10 protein-coding genes are annotated in these 15,712 nt (G+C 52.9%); 7 read left to right on the forward strand and 3 right to left on the reverse strand.

The annotated features are described in order from the left end of the window. Window positions 1-222 precede the first annotated feature (222 nt). Together SH668x_RS04650 and SH668x_RS04655 are read left to right on the forward strand one after the other, a co-directional pair. Complete coding sequence (locus SH668x_RS04650; protein WP_437184977.1) at window positions 223-1,482, forward strand: sulfate adenylyltransferase; 1,260 nt, start codon at window positions 223-225, stop codon at window positions 1,480-1,482. Window positions 1,483-1,607: 125 nt separating this feature from the next. Continuing rightward, window positions 1,608-2,591 carry a 3'(2'),5'-bisphosphate nucleotidase gene (locus SH668x_RS04655; RefSeq protein WP_437187533.1) on the forward strand — a complete coding sequence of 328 codons (984 nt, stop codon included), beginning with the start codon at window positions 1,608-1,610 and terminating at the stop codon, window positions 2,589-2,591. 132 nt (window positions 2,592-2,723) lie between these two features. Here the strand turns inward: SH668x_RS04655 and SH668x_RS04660 are convergent, their stop codons facing one another. Further along, a complete protein-coding gene (locus SH668x_RS04660) occupies window positions 2,724-3,317 on the reverse strand; it encodes a hypothetical protein (RefSeq protein ID WP_437187534.1) in 594 nt (197 codons plus the stop codon). Between the two features lie 355 nt (window positions 3,318-3,672). Here SH668x_RS04660 and SH668x_RS04665 point away from each other — a divergent pair, with 355 nt between their 5' ends. Then, complete coding sequence (locus SH668x_RS04665; RefSeq protein WP_437187535.1) at window positions 3,673-3,915, forward strand: hypothetical protein; 243 nt, start codon at window positions 3,673-3,675, stop codon at window positions 3,913-3,915. Between the two features lie 59 nt (window positions 3,916-3,974). On the opposite strand, the gene SH668x_RS04670 is transcribed toward SH668x_RS04665, so the two are convergent. Then, the gene (locus SH668x_RS04670) at window positions 3,975-4,643 is read right to left on the reverse strand and encodes a hypothetical protein (RefSeq protein WP_437187536.1); all 669 of its coding nucleotides are present in this window, start codon (window positions 4,641-4,643) and stop codon (window positions 3,975-3,977) included. Window positions 4,644-4,972: 329 nt separating this feature from the next. On the opposite strand from SH668x_RS04670, the gene SH668x_RS04675 reads away from it, so the two are divergent. From SH668x_RS04675 to SH668x_RS04690, 4 genes are all read left to right on the forward strand, one after another. Further along, window positions 4,973-5,767: a DUF6655 family protein gene (locus tag SH668x_RS04675; RefSeq protein WP_437187537.1), complete on the forward strand. Its 795-nt coding sequence runs from the start codon at window positions 4,973-4,975 to the stop codon at window positions 5,765-5,767. Between the two features lie 1,244 nt (window positions 5,768-7,011). Then, window positions 7,012-8,991: a transcription termination factor Rho gene (rho, locus tag SH668x_RS04680; RefSeq protein WP_437187538.1), complete on the forward strand. Its 1,980-nt coding sequence runs from the start codon at window positions 7,012-7,014 to the stop codon at window positions 8,989-8,991. Window positions 8,992-9,094: 103 nt separating this feature from the next. Then, complete coding sequence (locus tag SH668x_RS04685; protein ID WP_437187539.1) at window positions 9,095-10,621, forward strand: deoxyribodipyrimidine photolyase; 1,527 nt, start codon at window positions 9,095-9,097, stop codon at window positions 10,619-10,621. Window positions 10,622-11,045: 424 nt separating this feature from the next. After that, window positions 11,046-13,589 carry an ATP-dependent Clp protease ATP-binding subunit gene (locus tag SH668x_RS04690; protein ID WP_437187540.1) on the forward strand — a complete coding sequence of 848 codons (2,544 nt, stop codon included), beginning with the start codon at window positions 11,046-11,048 and terminating at the stop codon, window positions 13,587-13,589. A gap of 176 nt (window positions 13,590-13,765) precedes the next feature. Here SH668x_RS04690 and SH668x_RS04695 read toward each other — a convergent pair whose 3' ends face one another. Then, on the reverse strand, window positions 13,766-15,598 hold the full coding sequence (locus tag SH668x_RS04695) for a DEAD/DEAH box helicase (RefSeq protein ID WP_437187541.1): 1,833 nt from the start codon (window positions 15,596-15,598) through the stop codon (window positions 13,766-13,768). Between the last annotated feature and the right edge of the window lie 114 nt (window positions 15,599-15,712).

The following is a 15,712-nucleotide window of genomic DNA, read 5'->3' on the forward strand; positions in this document are numbered from 1 at the left end:
TGGGCGCTCCATCTTGACTGGCGGATTTTGTTGTTCTATACCCCCGGAACTTCGAGAGTTTTCGCACGACTGGGGATTTGATCAGCCGTCGCGGTCTCGCTGGTCGTGTTTCTGATTCCGCAGACATCCGTTGCGTCCGCAAAGCCAGCTGCTGGCAGCCTGTTGTTTTTCGAACGCAACTGATGTTCTGCATCACTTTTGCTTTCGCTAAAGGCGTCTTTGATGGCTGATTTGATTGCTCCACATGGTGGATTATCCCAACCTGTTTGCTGCACTGTTCCAGAAGCAGAGCGTGAGGCATTTCTCGCGGAAGCGGCTTCCCTCAAGCAGGTTCCACTTTCGTCAGCGGACGTCTCCAGCGTCTACCGCTTCGGGGACGGAACTCTCAGCCCGCTGACCGGCCCGATGGACGGAAAAACCTACGATCGCGTTCTTGAAGAGTCGGTGATCGAGAACAACGGCAAGCTGTACGCTTGGACGATTCCCATCGCGTTCCCTGTCACGTCCGCTCTCGCCAAGACACTCGCTGTCGGTGAGAAGGTCGCTCTGACGACTCCGGAAGGGGACATCATCGCGACTCTTGATCTCTCCGACGTCTTCGTCTGGAACAAGACCAAGTACCTCAGCAGCGTCTACGGCACAGGCCGTCTGGATCATGCCGGGGCAGACATGGTTCTCAAGGGGCCAGATGCCGACAAGGCCTACCTGGTCGGTGGAACCATTCGCGCTCTCCCACAGCCAAAGAACTCCGCATTCGGCAAGTACGTCCTCACTCCACGTGAAGTGCGTGCTCTGATCGCAGAAACCGGCTGGGATGCGGTTGTGGCGTTCCAGACTCGGAACCCACTCCACCGTGCTCACGAGTACGCACTCGTTTACGCACTGGAAACCCTGCTCCGCGCCGGCAAGAACGCGGGAGCGGTGCTCAATCCGCTGATCGGCGAAACCAAAGGGGACGACGTTAACGCTGTCACCCGTATGGAAACCTACGAGAAGCTCATCAGCGAGCGCCAGATGGGCGACGGTGATAGCGATGTCGAACTGTGGACCGCTCGTGGCGAGCAGGTTCCAGACCGCGTGAAGCTGCTCGGGCTGGACATCAAGATGTTCTACGCCGGTCCCAAAGAAGCGATCATGCACGGGATCTACCGCCAGAACATGGGCTACACCAACATCGTCATTGGTCGTAAGCACGCGGACGTTCCTTACGCCGACGGCAGCAACATCTGGGGCGATTTCGACGCTCAGGAACTGTTCCACAAGCTGGGCGGCGAATTGCTGATTCAGCCAGTGAACGTCGGCTTCGCAGCCTACTACGACTCCATGGGTCGCGTCGACCTGATGGAGCGTCACAAGGACGAGAAGCCAGTGTTCATTTCAGGCAAAGACGTCCGCAACACGCTGCAACGCGGTGAGATGGTTGACCCACGCATCATGCGTGAATCGACCAGCCGCATCCTGGCAGCAGCGATGAAGCAGTAGTCCAGAATCTGGCCATGAGCGGCGTGTGAAGCGAATCCGCTTCCCCGCCGCGAAGGCTTGTCACAACGAGGGCGCCACACCTAAAGTGTGCCGCCCTCTTGGTTTTTGTAGAAAATGAAGTTGTTATGCTGAAGAATTACGAACAAGAACTCAACGTCGCAATTCATGCTGTGCTGACGGCCTCACGAATCTGCAGGGCAGTGCAGCGACGTATTACGGATGAATCACTTTCGAAAAAAGATGCTTCGCCCGTCACGATCGCTGACTACGCGAGTCAGGCAGTCATCTGCAAGGAGATTCGAGAAGCATTCCCTGATGAGTTCATTGTCGGGGAAGAGGATGCTGCCGATCTGCGTCTAGAAGAGAACCGTACGTTCAAGGACCAGGCCTTGGCTGAAATCCAAGCTGTCGGCATTCCTTGCACCGACGGGGAGATGCTGAGCTGGATTGATTCCGGTAATCATGATGGCACATCGGAACGCTATTGGACTTTGGACCCAATTGACGGCACGAAGGGATTCCTGAGAAAAGAACAGTTCGCAATCTCTCTAGCCTTACTTGTGAATCATCAGATTCACGTAGCGGCTTTGGCTTGTCCAAATCTGTCTGCTGCAGGCGGAACAGGAGTTCTGTTCTATGCAGTTCGAGGGGGCGGAGCCTGGATGGTTCCGATTGATGCCCCAGAGTCGCAGCCTGTTGCCGTGAAGGTTTCTCTGACTTCGGACTCAAAGCTTGCGAGAATGTGTGAATCGGTGGAATCCGGTCACAGTGCCCATGATCAGTCTGCACTGATTTTGCAATCGCTGGCGATTACCGCAGAGCCTGTCCGCATGGATAGCCAGGCGAAATATGGGGCTGTCGCACGTGGAGAGGCTGACATCTACTTGAGGCTTCCGACGCGAGTCGGCTATGCGGAGAAGATTTGGGATCACGCTGGCGGCGTACTGGTGGTTGAAGAAGCCGGCGGACGCGTGACCGACATTGACGGCAAGCCACTTGATTTCGCGGTCGGATCGACTCTCAAAAATAATCGCGGTGTTGTCGTTACGAATGGAGGGTTGCACGAGGCTGTGCTGGCAGCCATTCGGAGCATCTCTTCGCAGTCTTAGTCTCTCACTCGAGGGACAATGTGAGCGAATGAAGATGGAAAGTGGATGAGTCACGTTTTTGATCGCCGCCGACACGCCACACTCTCGTGAGATCCTGTTGAGTCCCTGTCTCAGGGGTGTGTGGCGACGAAGTCAGTGGGCTGGAGAGTACTCTTTGAGAGCCAGCTCAGCGGTCTTTCCTTGAGTCGTGATGACCTGTTTGACTTTCCCGACTCCCGGTGCGAAGTAGTAGAGCAGTTCGATTGGTCCTTCGTTGGACTCGAATTTCGTTCCGTGCACAGTGACGGTAGCGTATTCGCCCGCGGGAACAACGACTTTCGCTCGCCCCAGTGTGAATTGCCCCGCGATCTCAACTCCGTTGATCATCGAGGAGACATCCCATTTGCCCCCCAGTTGAGCGGGGAACTTGAGGATACAGAGGGCAGGGGTGACTGGTTCTCCCTGGATTGCGACGCGGTAAATTCCATTCGAGCGAGCAGTGAGATGCTCGTTCGCCAAGGCTTTTCCGTTGATGCGAGTTTCCAGCTTCGCGCAGCGTTCACCCGAAATCATCTCGATTGCAGTGATAACTTCTTCAATCTGCGTTGAGCCGGATTGGTATGTCCATTTGGTACCGACTGCGAGTGGGAGCAAGTTGCTCTCCGGCGGCGCGGCGTAAACGAGTTGAATGGCTAGAAAGATTTGGAAAAGAAGCGTCGCTGCCGCTTTCATGAAGTGCCGTTGCATTTGCAACCTCCGTGTTGCCAACAGAGCCGAATTGGCTCGGTTGAATGAGATAATATCTATTCGGAGTAGAAACGGACAAGTTGTGTTTACATTACATCATCGTAGAAATGCGTTGATGCGTCGGTTGGCGTGGATCGGAAGGGGAATCGGCAGATGTTGCCGGAGAGAAGGGGGTGCTGGTGAAAAGACACTTCCGAATTGGTTGAATTTTACGATTCTATTGAAGGTGCGGCGTGTGTAGGGTCGATAAACCAAAAGACTTCAATGTGTGATTGAACCACCCGAAAGTCAGCTGTCGTAAATTTAAAGTTCGGCGGCTTGGCCAAAAATCATTCTCAGAGATGCGAGCAAAGGTATGAACGTCCAACGAACATTCGCGACACGGTTCGCCTTGGTTTTGGGCGGTTTCACAGCCTGTGGAATCTTTGCCGGATGCCAGACAAACGTAGGCGGGCAGACGCTTCCTTCGGGATATTACCTCCGCGACGACGTGCAGTTCTTCCCGGCGGGACCAGAGTTTCTGCTCCCTGAAACAGTTCGGGCAGCCGAAGAATATCGGACAGCTCAGGCTGAAGCGGCTGCTGACTACGCTGAATAGTGCAAATAATAAATGCCCGCGGAAACTCTTGTTCGCGGGCATTTGTGTGACTGCTGAGATTAATAGATCGGCGACATGAGCCGAACCGGAGCCTCATATCTGATGAGGGGCCAATAGCTGTAGAGCTCGCTTTGCGAAATCGGATACGGCTGGGTGAATTGCGGAATTGGAGTTTGAATTCTCTCCGGCGTATCGTGACGATTGATGACAGTGTTTCTCATCGTCCCAAACAGCAATTCGACCGTGGTGTCATGCCTGTAGCTTGGATTCGCCAGATATTCTGCCCTTCGATAAGGGATCGACGCGTAAATCGCTTCGTAATTTGCAGCGATCACAGGTTTAGCCGGCTTTGCGAGTGGCCGAATCTGAATGGTCCACTCATCATTCTCCGAACCTTCTTCTTCGGGGGAAACTGCTGATTTCTCGTCACGTGATGGTTCTGGCGGGACGAGATCCAGAGAAGGCATTGGTGGAATCGCGATTCCACCAGTTGATGAGGCATTGAGCTCGGCGTCGTCTGAATTCGCTGCCTGTTCCTCTGGATCGAAGCTGGGAGCAGGCGGAATGTCGATTGGAGCGACATCGTCGACAATTTCGATGGATGGGTGCACTGCCGGGGTCGGTTCTTGGGAGAACGCCGGTGACGCGACCGCGCTGAGTGCGCAAGATGCTAGAAGCACGAATCCACGCGGAACACAGCTAGCAAAATCGAATTGAGTTCGAGACATTTCAGCGCTCGGATTGAAGTGATTTGAATTGCGCAATCCGCACAATCGTAATTTCTGGATGTTTCGAAAGTCAAAGAGAATTTTGTAAAATTGGGGGAGATGGGTTAAATTGGCTGCTCGTTAGTGAAATCTCCTATTGGTTGTATTTGGCTTACGAGCTAGGATTCCGTTCCCTTTCCATATTCAAAGTAGGTCATCTGCTTCCTGCCAATATGCAATTGCCTGCCAACCATCGCGGCTGGCCACTGGCAATAAAACGTTTCCCAATCTTCTCAATCATGGTTCAATCTGCCTTCCGAATCAGTCGAAGCGGATCACCGAAATTCGGTGTGCGTCTCTGCTGCGCGCTGCTGATTGGAGTGCTCGTCTGTGGATTCACGGGGTGCGGGACCACAAAGTCAAACATAGCGACTGAGCAATTGTTGGGGTCTGACGCTGTTGACGCAGCTGTCGCCAAAATGGACTTCACCCCGTTGAGCGGACAATTGGTCTTTTTTGACACGTCGTATATGGCTGACTACAAGGGGGTCGGGTTTGTGAACTCCCAGTATGTCATCAGCTCGCTGCGGCAACAGATGCTCGCTGCTGGAGTGTTGCTGCAGACTAAAATCGAAGACGCGGATCTGGTCATTGAAGGGCGAATCGGAACGCTGGGTGCCGACAGTCACGAACTGGTCTACGGAATTCCAGCGAGTAGTGCGTTAAATGCAGCCGCATCGACAGCATCTGTTCTGTCCGGGGCTCCCGCTGTTCCAGCACTCCCGGAAATGTCCTTGGGGCGTCGAAACTCTCAAGCAGGTGCAGCGAAGATCGGGATGTTCGCTTATGAGCGGACATCTCGTGAGGCGGTCTGGCAGTCAGGAATCTCGCTGGCGCGATCAACTGCTCGCGACTTCTGGTTCTTGGGAATTGGTCCATTTCAGGGAGGAACCATTTACAACGGTAAGACCCGGTTTGTCGGGGAGGACAAAGATGCGCCGATTGCAGGCGCTCGTGAAGGGTACGCGGGCGAGATTATCTCGTATCGTGACGAAGCAATTTTGAAGATTCCGGATCGGAATATTAAGCAGGCCGCCGGCGAGGCTGACGGCGATAAGAATCAGGTCAAGCAGGCGGGCGGCTAGCGATTGACATTGGAGATTTTGGTGACGAATACGATCAATATGAGGAATGTTTAGATGATCGTGTTCACCCAGTGTCGAATCGGAAACCTCTATTGACTTTCTTATGTTGAATCATCGATAGTAGATCTCAATGACGATTGACAATGATCAATCGGAAGCTAACATTCGATTGAACGTTGCTTCATTGGCGTCCATTGTTGTCAAATTCGGACTCATTTGATTTTGCACTGTTCGGGCGTCTTCATGGTGAGCGGCACTTGCTGTGTTTGCTTCGAAGCCAATTGATCTTTCTGCCACGATGCGAGAGCACGGGTGTGCTTGGCATTTCGAAATTTCTGAAGTGGAGTTGATTCTGCGTTCGCAGTTCCTTTCCGGCGAAATTTCAGGGCGAAAAAGCTTGATTGTTTCGTAGTAGAGAGACTTTTTTGTTTGAATTGATTGCTACCTTGTACGCGTTCTCCGGAGAGATGGTCTCCAGGAAATCAGACGTGAAATGAGTGTAGGCAGAATCATAGAGTGTGCTGTTCATTTTTGGTGAATAGCAATTATTGGCAGTGCGTTTGCTGATCTGGAAATCAGTGACTACCAATGTTCTGGTGCCTGGTTGTGGTGAGCGGGGTGTTTCGCCTGCGACATCTAAACGGGGAGTTACCCTCGGCAATTCTGGTCCAGTCAATCTGGTTCATTGCGATATCAGCAGGGCATTCAATTTTTGTGTTTTGATCGAGGTTGGTTCTCGCTCAATTTCCGCTTTCACTGTTCCTTGAAAACGAATCTGTTCGTTTAGTCAAAAAACTGAAAATCATTGACGCAGATCAGTGTGATCGCAGAAGTCCAAACATCACGAAGATGCGGCCTTCTACTTCTTCAGCGAGTGCATGGTGGCAGGCAGTTTGATTTTCACGTCTTCGATAACGTCATATTCAGTCACACAGTGCATGGATCTCGCACAGAGATTGGTTGACATCTTGATCAACGTCGGAAATTCAGTTTGTCTTACGGGAAGCGGGTCAGTCCCGTTATTAGGCGGTTTCAGTTCTGAAGGGGCTTGCCTCTTCACCAAGGGTACTCGTGATTGAGTGAATCAGAACCACTTTGTTGCTTTCTGCGTCTCGCTGAGGCAACCCTTCATCTGGCTTCTGTTCATTACGTTTTCTGCCTGCGATCTTCTCATCGGCGGGTCATGAAGAACGTTCCTGTGACGAGTCTTTCTGTTTAACTTCATGTGATAAGTCAGGTTTTGTATGCCTTCCAAAAACTCTTCATCGTCGTCGACTCCTCGTCGCTCCACGACACCACGGAAAACGCGTAAGAAAGCCGATTCTGTAGTGGAAGAGAATGTCAGCTCCTCAGCTGCCGCCTCATCGAACGATGATCTCGATTTTGGTGCAGGGATTGTTGAAGACGAACCGGTTGCTGCTGCTCCCAAGCCACGGGCAAGTCGTGCCAAGGCGGCGAAAGCAACGCCTGTTGTAGAAGAAGCGGCACCAGTACAGGCGGAAGCAGAAGAATCTCCTCGCGAAACAGCACGTCCCAAGCGGGCACCACGCACACGATCACGTGCAGTAGCTTCCGAGCCAGAATCGGTCGCTCCGCCGGCACCTGAATCAGAAAGTCGTGAATTCGAAGAGAAGCGACCTGCTCGCGAAGAGCGGTCGTCTCGTGATGATAGTTATGAACTGCCATTCGATTTTGATGGCGGAGATCACGGCGATGATGATGATCACGATTCGGCTTCAGAAGGGGGAGAGAATGCTGCACGAGACGGTGAAGGCGATGATCGTCGCCCACGTCGTCGTCGCCGTCGTCGCGGCCGTCGCAATGAACCTGGTCAGGTTCAGCAAGGGAACGGCACCGGCCAGCAAGGAAATTCCGCTGGACAGCAGGGAACCGGAGGAAATTCCGGTCAGTTCCGGCAGGAGCGCCAAGGGGGCGGGAACCGTCAGGGTGGCGGTTACGGCCAGCAGCGCGACAATAACAATCGAAATGGCGGACGTCGCGATCAACAGCGTGGCGGTCGTTCGAACGTAAATTCGAACTCGAATAACCGCGGACGTCGCGTTTCGAAGTTTGAGCAGAATGCAGCTCCATCTGAACCAGTGGCGATGACCGGCACGATCACCGGTGTGTTGGAACTCCATCCAAAGGGATATGGATTCCTCCGTTCAGGTGACAATGATTACAGCGCACGTGAAACAGACGCGTTTGTTTCCAGTTCGTTCGTCGAGAAGCATCATCTCCGCGAAGGGATTATGCTCACTGGAGACATCGGTCCTGGAACACGTGGGCAAGGTCCTCGTCTTCTCACGATCAATTCCATTGATGGTGGGTCCGTCGAAGATTACGAAAAGCTCAAACACTTCGACACGCTGACTGCGATCAACCCTTTCGAACAGATCAAGCTCGAAACTGGTCCTAAGAGCATCACAATGCGTGTCATGGACCTGTTGACTCCAATCGGCAAAGGTCAGCGGGCATTGATTGTTGCTCCGCCACGTACCGGTAAGACAATGCTCTTGCAAGACATTGCGAATTCAGTGAGCGTCAACCATCCAGAAATTCATCTCATCGTGTTGCTCATTGACGAGCGACCCGAGGAAGTGACTGAAATGCGACGAACCGTGAAGGGCGAAGTGATCGCTTCTTCAATGGATCAGGACGTCGAAAGTCATGTTCGTATCAGCCAGCTGATTATTGAACGTGGAAAACGTCTGGCTGAAGCAGGAAAAGACTGTTTCATTCTGATGGACAGTATTACGCGAACTGCTCGCGCGTTTAACAAATGGGTTCGCGGTGGAAGAGACTCCAAGATTCAGACCGGTGGTCTGGATGTTCGAGCGATGGATATTCCTCGTAAGATGTTCGGCACCGCGCGCCGGTTTGATGAAGGTGGTTCACTGACAGTTTGTGCAACCGCATTGATCGACACTGGCAGCCGCATGGACGATGCCATTTTCCAGGAGTTCAAAGGTACTGGAAACATGGAACTTGTCCTCAGTCGGGATCTCGCAGAACGACGTATCTGGCCAGCGCTGGATATCTCCCGTTCAGGAACGCGTCGCGAAGAGAAGATCCTCGATCCAGATTTGCTCGATGGAATTATTATGCTCCGTCGTAGCTTGGTGTCGATGAATCCGACAGAAGCGATGGATCAGTTGATCCGAACCTTGGCGAAGTTCGACTCGAATCGGGAATTCCTGCAGCGAATCCGATCTGTGCTGTAAGCAGCACTTTAAAGACTTTCGAAAAAGCCTGCGGCAGTTTGTGTCGCAGGCTTTTTCTTTATCAACACCGACGCAAGTCGCAGCAGTTGCTGAGTACTGATTCATGGTGAATGTCAATTCGGACATCTTGAAGTCCAGCAGTGTCCCGTCGATTCGAGTGCGCGCACTGAACTCAGCGCCCGTTGTTGAGTCAGGAGATTTTGTCCTCTACTGGATGATTGCGAATCGACGAACGACCTGGAATTTCTCGCTCCAACGAGCTGTTGACTGGGCGATTTCTCTCAAGAAACCATTGGTCATCTTTGAAGCTGTCCGAGTGAATTATCATTGGGCCAGTGACCGCATCCACCACTTCATTCTGCAGGGGATGCTGGAAAATTTACGGGCGTGCGCTGCCCTGCCAGTTTTGTATTACCCCTATGTAGAACCGAAGCAGCAGGCTGCACGGGGATTGTTAGAAGCACTCAGTGCACGTGCGTGTCTGGTTGTATCAGACGATTTTCCGTGTTTCTTTCTCCCAACGCTGCTGAAAGTGGTTTCGAAGAAGTCCGCTATCCGGGTCGAAGCTGTCGACTCCAATGGTCTCTTCCCAATGAGGGCGGCACCGTTGGCCTTTCCGACAGCGTATGCTTTTCGACGTCATTTGCAGAAAAATCTCCCTGCGCATCTCAACGAATTTCCTCGGCAGAATCCATTGGAGTTGGCGGGCATTCCTCGACTTGAATCACTGGGACAAGAGATTCTCAGTCGGTGGCCGGCCGCTGACGAGAAGCTACTGGGTGGTGGGGTTCATCAACTATCTGGGTTTGCAATCGACCATTCCGTTCCTCCGACCACCGTGAACGGCGGGTGCGTCGCAGCCCAGTCGCAACTTGTTGCGTTCGTGAAAGGACTCCTCCCTCGATATGCGGAAGATCGAAACGACGTTGACGACGAAGTCTGTAGCGGACTGTCTTCCTATCTGCATTTCGGACATCTCTCTTCCCATGAGATTTTTGATCGCATTGCGCGCAGTGAGGAATGGACTCCTGCTGAGTTAGGAAGTTCAACGGCGGGAAAGAAAGAGGGCTGGTGGGGAATGAGTCCCTCTGCTGAAGCGTTTTTAGATCAACTCACTACCTGGCGAGAGCTCGGGTACAACATGTGTGTCCATCGACCAGATTTCGATCGTTATGAGTCGTTGCCGGAGTGGGCGCTGAAGACGTTGGAGCAACACTCGAACGATCCTCGAGTCAACCGCTATTCACTCGAGGAGTTTGAACTGGCGATGACCCATGACGAAATCTGGAATGCGGCTCAGCGTCAGCTCCTGATGGAAGGACGCATTCACAACTATTTGCGGATGTTGTGGGGGAAGAAGATCCTTGAGTGGACAGAGTCTCCGCAACAGGCCCTGCAGTTCATGGTGCATCTCAACAATAAATATGCATTGGATGGACGAAATCCCAATTCGTATTCCGGCATCTTCTGGGTGCTGGGGCGTTACGACAGGGCATGGGGACCTGAGCGCCCGATCTACGGGAAAATTCGATATATGTCGAGCGACAATACCCGTCGCAAGCTCAACCTGAAGAACTATCTTGCGAACTACTCTGCGTGGAAATATCGAAATTCGGTCTCCCGTCGATGAGTTTTGAGCGGGGACTGGTGTTGCGCATCTCATTCAACTTTCCCATTTTGACTCTCGTGTGAGAGGGACTGGGAGTCCGAATGGGCTGACGCAAATCGGGAGGGTTTTAATTGCTGCGTGTACGACCTTTGGCCTGTTGTGGCAAAAAAACGACAATTTGCAGACTGTCGGGGGTGTCGAGGGTCTATTTCGTGGAACTTCTCATGCAGAATCTCCCGTAAGTTCACAAATATTGTCACCAAAAAAATTGCTCTCAAACGCAAATCTTGTCGTGCTTTCGGAGTGGGACTAGAATTCGGGAGCTTGCCTGAAAGTTCTTCGTATCGTTTCCATAAGGCTCTACTGCTGCGCTCGTCGCGCCCAGTGCCTCCGAGTGGACGATTTACGTGTCGGGAACTCGGGAAGCTCAGAGGAGTCGGAGACAATGTACGAACGATTTACAGACCGGGCTCGCAAGGTGATGCAGCTGGCCAATCAAGAGGCCCAGCGGTTTAACCATGAATACATCGGGACAGAGCACATTCTGCTCGGTCTCGTGAAAGAAGGTTCAGGTGTTGCTGCCAATGTTCTGAAAAACCTCGATGTGGATCTGCGTAAAATCCGCCTTGAGGTCGAAAAGATCGTGCAGTCAGGCCCAGACCTGGTGACCATGGGCAAACTGCCCCAGACACCTCGTGCAAAAAAAGTCATCGAATACGCGATGGAAGAAGCTCGGAACCTCAACCACAACTACGTGGGGACCGAGCACTTGCTGTTAGGACTGTTGCGTGAACAGGAAGGAGTTGCTGCTCAGGTTCTGATGAATCTCGGACTCAAACTCGAAGATGTCCGTGAGGAAGTGTTGAACCTGTTGGGGCACGGCATTGAAGGAGCGGAAACCTCCGAGCGAGGCGGAGCTCCAGCCGGGAAGACAGCTAAGAGTAAGACACCCGCACTCGACAGCTTTGGTCGCGATCTCACCGAACTCGCTCGCCATTCCAAGCTCGATCCGGTGATCGGTCGTGAAAATGAGATTGAACGCGTGACACAAATTCTGTGTCGTCGCGGCAAGAATAACCCGGTCCTCCTCGGGGAAGCTGGGGTCGGAAAGACTGCGATCGTTGAAGGCTTTGCTCAACTTGTTGTCGAAGGCAACGTTCCAGAACTGCTCCGCGAAAAGCGGATCGTCGTTTTGGATCTTGCGATGATGGTTGCAGGGACAAAGTACCGCGGTCAGTTCGAAGAGCGTATTAAAGCGGTGATGAATGAAGTGCGTCGCGCCAAGAACGTGATTCTCTTTATCGATGAACTGCATACACTGGTCGGAGCAGGGGGAGCAGAAGGGGCGATCGATGCTTCAAACGTTCTCAAGCCTGCATTGAGTCGCGGAGAACTGCAGTGTATCGGTGCGACAACTCTCGATGAGTACCGCAAGTACATCGAGAAGGATGCTGCACTCGAACGCCGCTTCCAGATGGTGATGGTGGATCCGCCGAGCAAGCAACAAGCGGTCCAGATTCTCAAGGGGCTTCGAGATCGTTACGAGTCGCATCACAAGGTGCAGTACACTGACGATGCACTTGAGAAATCGGTCGAACTGTCGACTCGATACATCACTGGACGCTGCCTGCCGGATAAAGCGATCGACGTGATCGACGAAGCGGGAGCTCGCATTCGTCTGAAGTCGATGGTGCGTCCGCCAGACTTGAAAGAGCTCGAAGAAGATATCGAGCGAATGAACGCAGCCAAAGAAGAAGCTGTTGCCAATCAGGACTTCGAAAAGGCTGCTTCTTTGCGAGATCAGGCAGATAAGCTGCGACGCAAGAAGGAAACGATTACCCGAGAATGGCGCCAGAAGTCTCAGGAGACAGATGGCGTTGTCGACGCGGAAGTCATTTCCGAAGTCGTTGCCAAGATGACTGGCGTGCCGTTGACACGACTGTCCAGCGAAGACACCGTTCGTCTGCTGAACATGGAAGAGTACCTGCATCGTCGAGTCGTCAACCAGGACGAAGCGATCAAGCTGGTATCAAAAGCAGTTCGACGTAGCCGCAGCGGATTGAAAGATCCAAAACGGCCGACTGCGACCTTCCTGTTCTCCGGACCAACTGGGGTCGGAAAGACATTGCTGGCGAAATCTCTGGCGGAATTCATCTTCGGTGATGAGGAAGCTCTGATTCAAATCGACATGTCCGAGTACCAGGAACGGCATAACATCAGCCGTTTGATCGGTGCTCCACCCGGATACGTCGGTTATGAAGAAGGGGGACAACTCACCGAGAAGATTCGCCGCCGTCCTTATGCCGTCGTGTTGCTGGACGAAATCGAAAAGGCTCATCCAGACATCTACAACATGCTGTTGCAGATCATGGAAGAAGGTCACCTGACAGACAGCTTCGGCCGTCGCGTTGACTTCAAGAACACGATTCTCATCATGACGACTAACGTCGGGGCAAAAGCAATTTCAAGCCCTGCGTTTGGATTCGCCAACAAGGCTGGCGATGCAGCCCACGATGAGATGAAGAAGAACGTGATGGGTGAAGTCAGCCGTCAGTTCAAGCCAGAGTTCATTGGTCGTCTCGATGAAGTGGTCGTCTTCCATAAGTTGAACGACTCCGACATGAAGATGATTATCGATTACGAACTCAAGAAGGTTCGCGAACGCCTCAAGGAACGCGGTCTGATTTTGGACCTGTCCGATGAAGCGAAGCAACTCGTGATCGACAAGAGCCGATCAGAGCAGGGAGATCGGGATCACACCGATTACGGTGCTCGACCGCTGCGACGTGCTGTGGAAATTTACGTGGAAGACCCACTTGCAGAAGAATTGCTGCGAGGAGTGTTCGACGGCAAGAACCACATCATTGTCAATGTGAAAGAAGTGGGAGACACCAAGCAGCTTGAGTTCATCGGTGAACTCAAGGATTCCGCTGAACCAGAATTGGCAGCAGTGGCATCGAGTGACGAGTCGGATTCGACAGACAACTAATCTGGCGAACTGACAACCAGAGAAACGAACAAAAGCCCCGGACAACTTTCGTCGTCCGGGGCTTTTTGTTTTTCTGCTTCACAGTTCCGTTTGCGAAGCCCGTTGAGGTTCGGCAAACGGAACTGTGAAGAATTCTGAGAGCGATCGCCCATTCAAAAAATGGTGGGCGATGAGAACTATCGACCAGAGAACTTCTTACCTTTGTTGAACCGTTTTTCAGGCTTACGTCCGAAAGAACGCTCCGGTGGAGGAGGAAGTGCGTTGCGGTCTGCTCGAGAGATGTTGAGCGGCTGTCCGGAGACATGCACTTTCTTCAGGGCGAAGAGAATGTCGTCAGGCATTCCTGCTGCCAGGTCAACTGTGCTGAAGTCATCGTAAATCTGGATCCGTCCGATGTAGGCTGTTTCCAGTCCGGTTTCATTGGCGATGGCGCCAACAATGTTACCGGGCTTCACCTGATGCTGATGACCAACTTCGATACGGAAAGTTTCCATGTCAGCGTCGTTGCGATGGCTTCGCTCTTTACGACCTTCAAAGGACTGTCTGTCGTCACGATCGCGCCGAGGACGATCCGAGCGGAAGTCGCCTCCGTCGAAGGACCGCTCGCGACGCTCCCGACCGTCACGTCGGCCATCGCGTTGATTGTCGGAGAAGCTGGCGGACTTCAAGTCATCGGTGATGAAGAGTGGCGACTCACCACTGGCCATGACAGCCAATGCCGCTGCGATTTGTTCGATCGCAATTTCCGGGTTTTGGGTCTTGTACTGTTCAATGACATTGCTGAAATTGACCAGTTCAGGGTTTGCCAGCGAACTGGTGATCTTCTCGTGGAAGCGAGCAGTGCGATTGCGGTTGATGTCCCGCTTGGAGGGAATCTGCATCTGCTGGATCTTCTGGCGAGTCGCCTGTTCGATGCGGCGGAGCTTGTATTGCTCTCGGGATTGAATCAGGAGAATCGCACAGCCAGCGCGACCAGCGCGTCCAGTTCTGCCGATGCGGTGGACATAGCTTTCCGAGTCGAACGGAAGATCGTAGTTGATCACGTGACTGACTCGCTGAACATCGAGCCCGCGAGCAGCAACGTCGGTCGCGATAATGACGTCGAGTTTGCCATTCTTCAGATTGTCGATGATGCGTTCTCGACTCTTCTGGACGACGTCCCCGCTCAATGCTGCGGTGCGATGTCCATGTGAAGCGAGGAATTCGGCCAACGGCTCGGTTGTGCTCTTGGTTTTCACGAAGATGATGACGCCGTCTGTCGGCTCAGCTTCAAGAACACGCGCCAACACGTCTTCTTTGGAGTGTGGTGTGACAACGATGAACCGTTGATCAATTGTCTCAGCGGTCGCGGTCTTCTGCTGAATTGTAATCTCAACAGGACTTCTCAGATGTCGCTGTGCAATGCGACGAATCGCGTCAGGCATCGTTGCGGAGAACAGCGCGATCTGGCGTTGTTCTGGTGCCTGGGTCAGAACCCATTCGACGTCTTCAGCGAAGCCCATTTTGAGCATTTCGTCTGCTTCGTCCAGAACGAGTCCCTGCAGGTTGTCGAGGTTTAATGAGCCACGGCGCATGTGGTCCATCACGCGTCCCGGTGTTCCGACGACGACGTGGATGCCACGTTTGAGTTGGCGAAGCTGAACAGAGTAATCCTGTCCACCGTAGATTGCGGTGACGCGCAATCCTGGAGTCGCGGACGCATAGCGTTCGAATGCTTCTGCAACCTGCATTGCCAATTCGCGGGTTGGTGCCAGCACCAGAACCTGTGGTTGTTTGAGCGAAAGGTCGATCCGTTGAAGCAGCGGGATCGCGAATGCACCGGTTTTGCCTGTTCCTGTCTGGGCTTGTCCGAGGACGTCTTTCCCTTCCAGAAGGTGTGGAATCGCCCGAGCCTGAATTGGCGTGGCGATGCTATAGCCCACTTTTTCCAGTGCTTCCAGCATGGTCTGATTGAGACCGAGGTCTTGGAACCGGGTTTCGGAATGTGGAACTTGACTTGAATCTGACATGTAAATGCAGCACTCTCGAATAACAGGGATACGGACGAATTGCCGTGCCACCAGCGACGATGTCGCGTGGAAAGAGCGATCGCGAGACACAACGCGAAAATGTCCGAACACCGA

Origin of the sequence: Planctomicrobium mucosum, assembly GCF_051466335.1 — a bacterium.
Lineage (GTDB): Bacteria > Planctomycetota > Planctomycetia > Planctomycetales > Planctomycetaceae > Planctomicrobium.

Bases quoted from the DNA above. Each gene is read 5' to 3' on its own strand.
- SH668x_RS04655 (WP_437187533.1), top strand. From the start codon at position 1,608: ATGCTGAAGAATTACGAACAAGAACTCAACGTCGCAATTCATGCTGTG.
- SH668x_RS04660 (WP_437187534.1), bottom strand. From the start codon at position 3,317: ATGCAACGGCACTTCATGAAAGCGGCAGCGACGCTTCTTTTCCAAATC.
- SH668x_RS04685 (WP_437187539.1), top strand. From the start codon at position 9,095: ATGGTGAATGTCAATTCGGACATCTTGAAGTCCAGCAGTGTCCCGTCG.
- rho (WP_437187538.1), top strand. From the start codon at position 7,012: ATGCCTTCCAAAAACTCTTCATCGTCGTCGACTCCTCGTCGCTCCACG.
- SH668x_RS04670 (WP_437187536.1), bottom strand. From the start codon at position 4,643: ATGTCTCGAACTCAATTCGATTTTGCTAGCTGTGTTCCGCGTGGATTC.
- SH668x_RS04665 (WP_437187535.1), top strand. From the start codon at position 3,673: ATGAACGTCCAACGAACATTCGCGACACGGTTCGCCTTGGTTTTGGGC.
- SH668x_RS04690 (WP_437187540.1), top strand. From the start codon at position 11,046: ATGTACGAACGATTTACAGACCGGGCTCGCAAGGTGATGCAGCTGGCC.
- SH668x_RS04695 (WP_437187541.1), bottom strand. From the start codon at position 15,598: ATGTCAGATTCAAGTCAAGTTCCACATTCCGAAACCCGGTTCCAAGAC.
- SH668x_RS04650 (WP_437184977.1), top strand. From the start codon at position 223: ATGGCTGATTTGATTGCTCCACATGGTGGATTATCCCAACCTGTTTGC.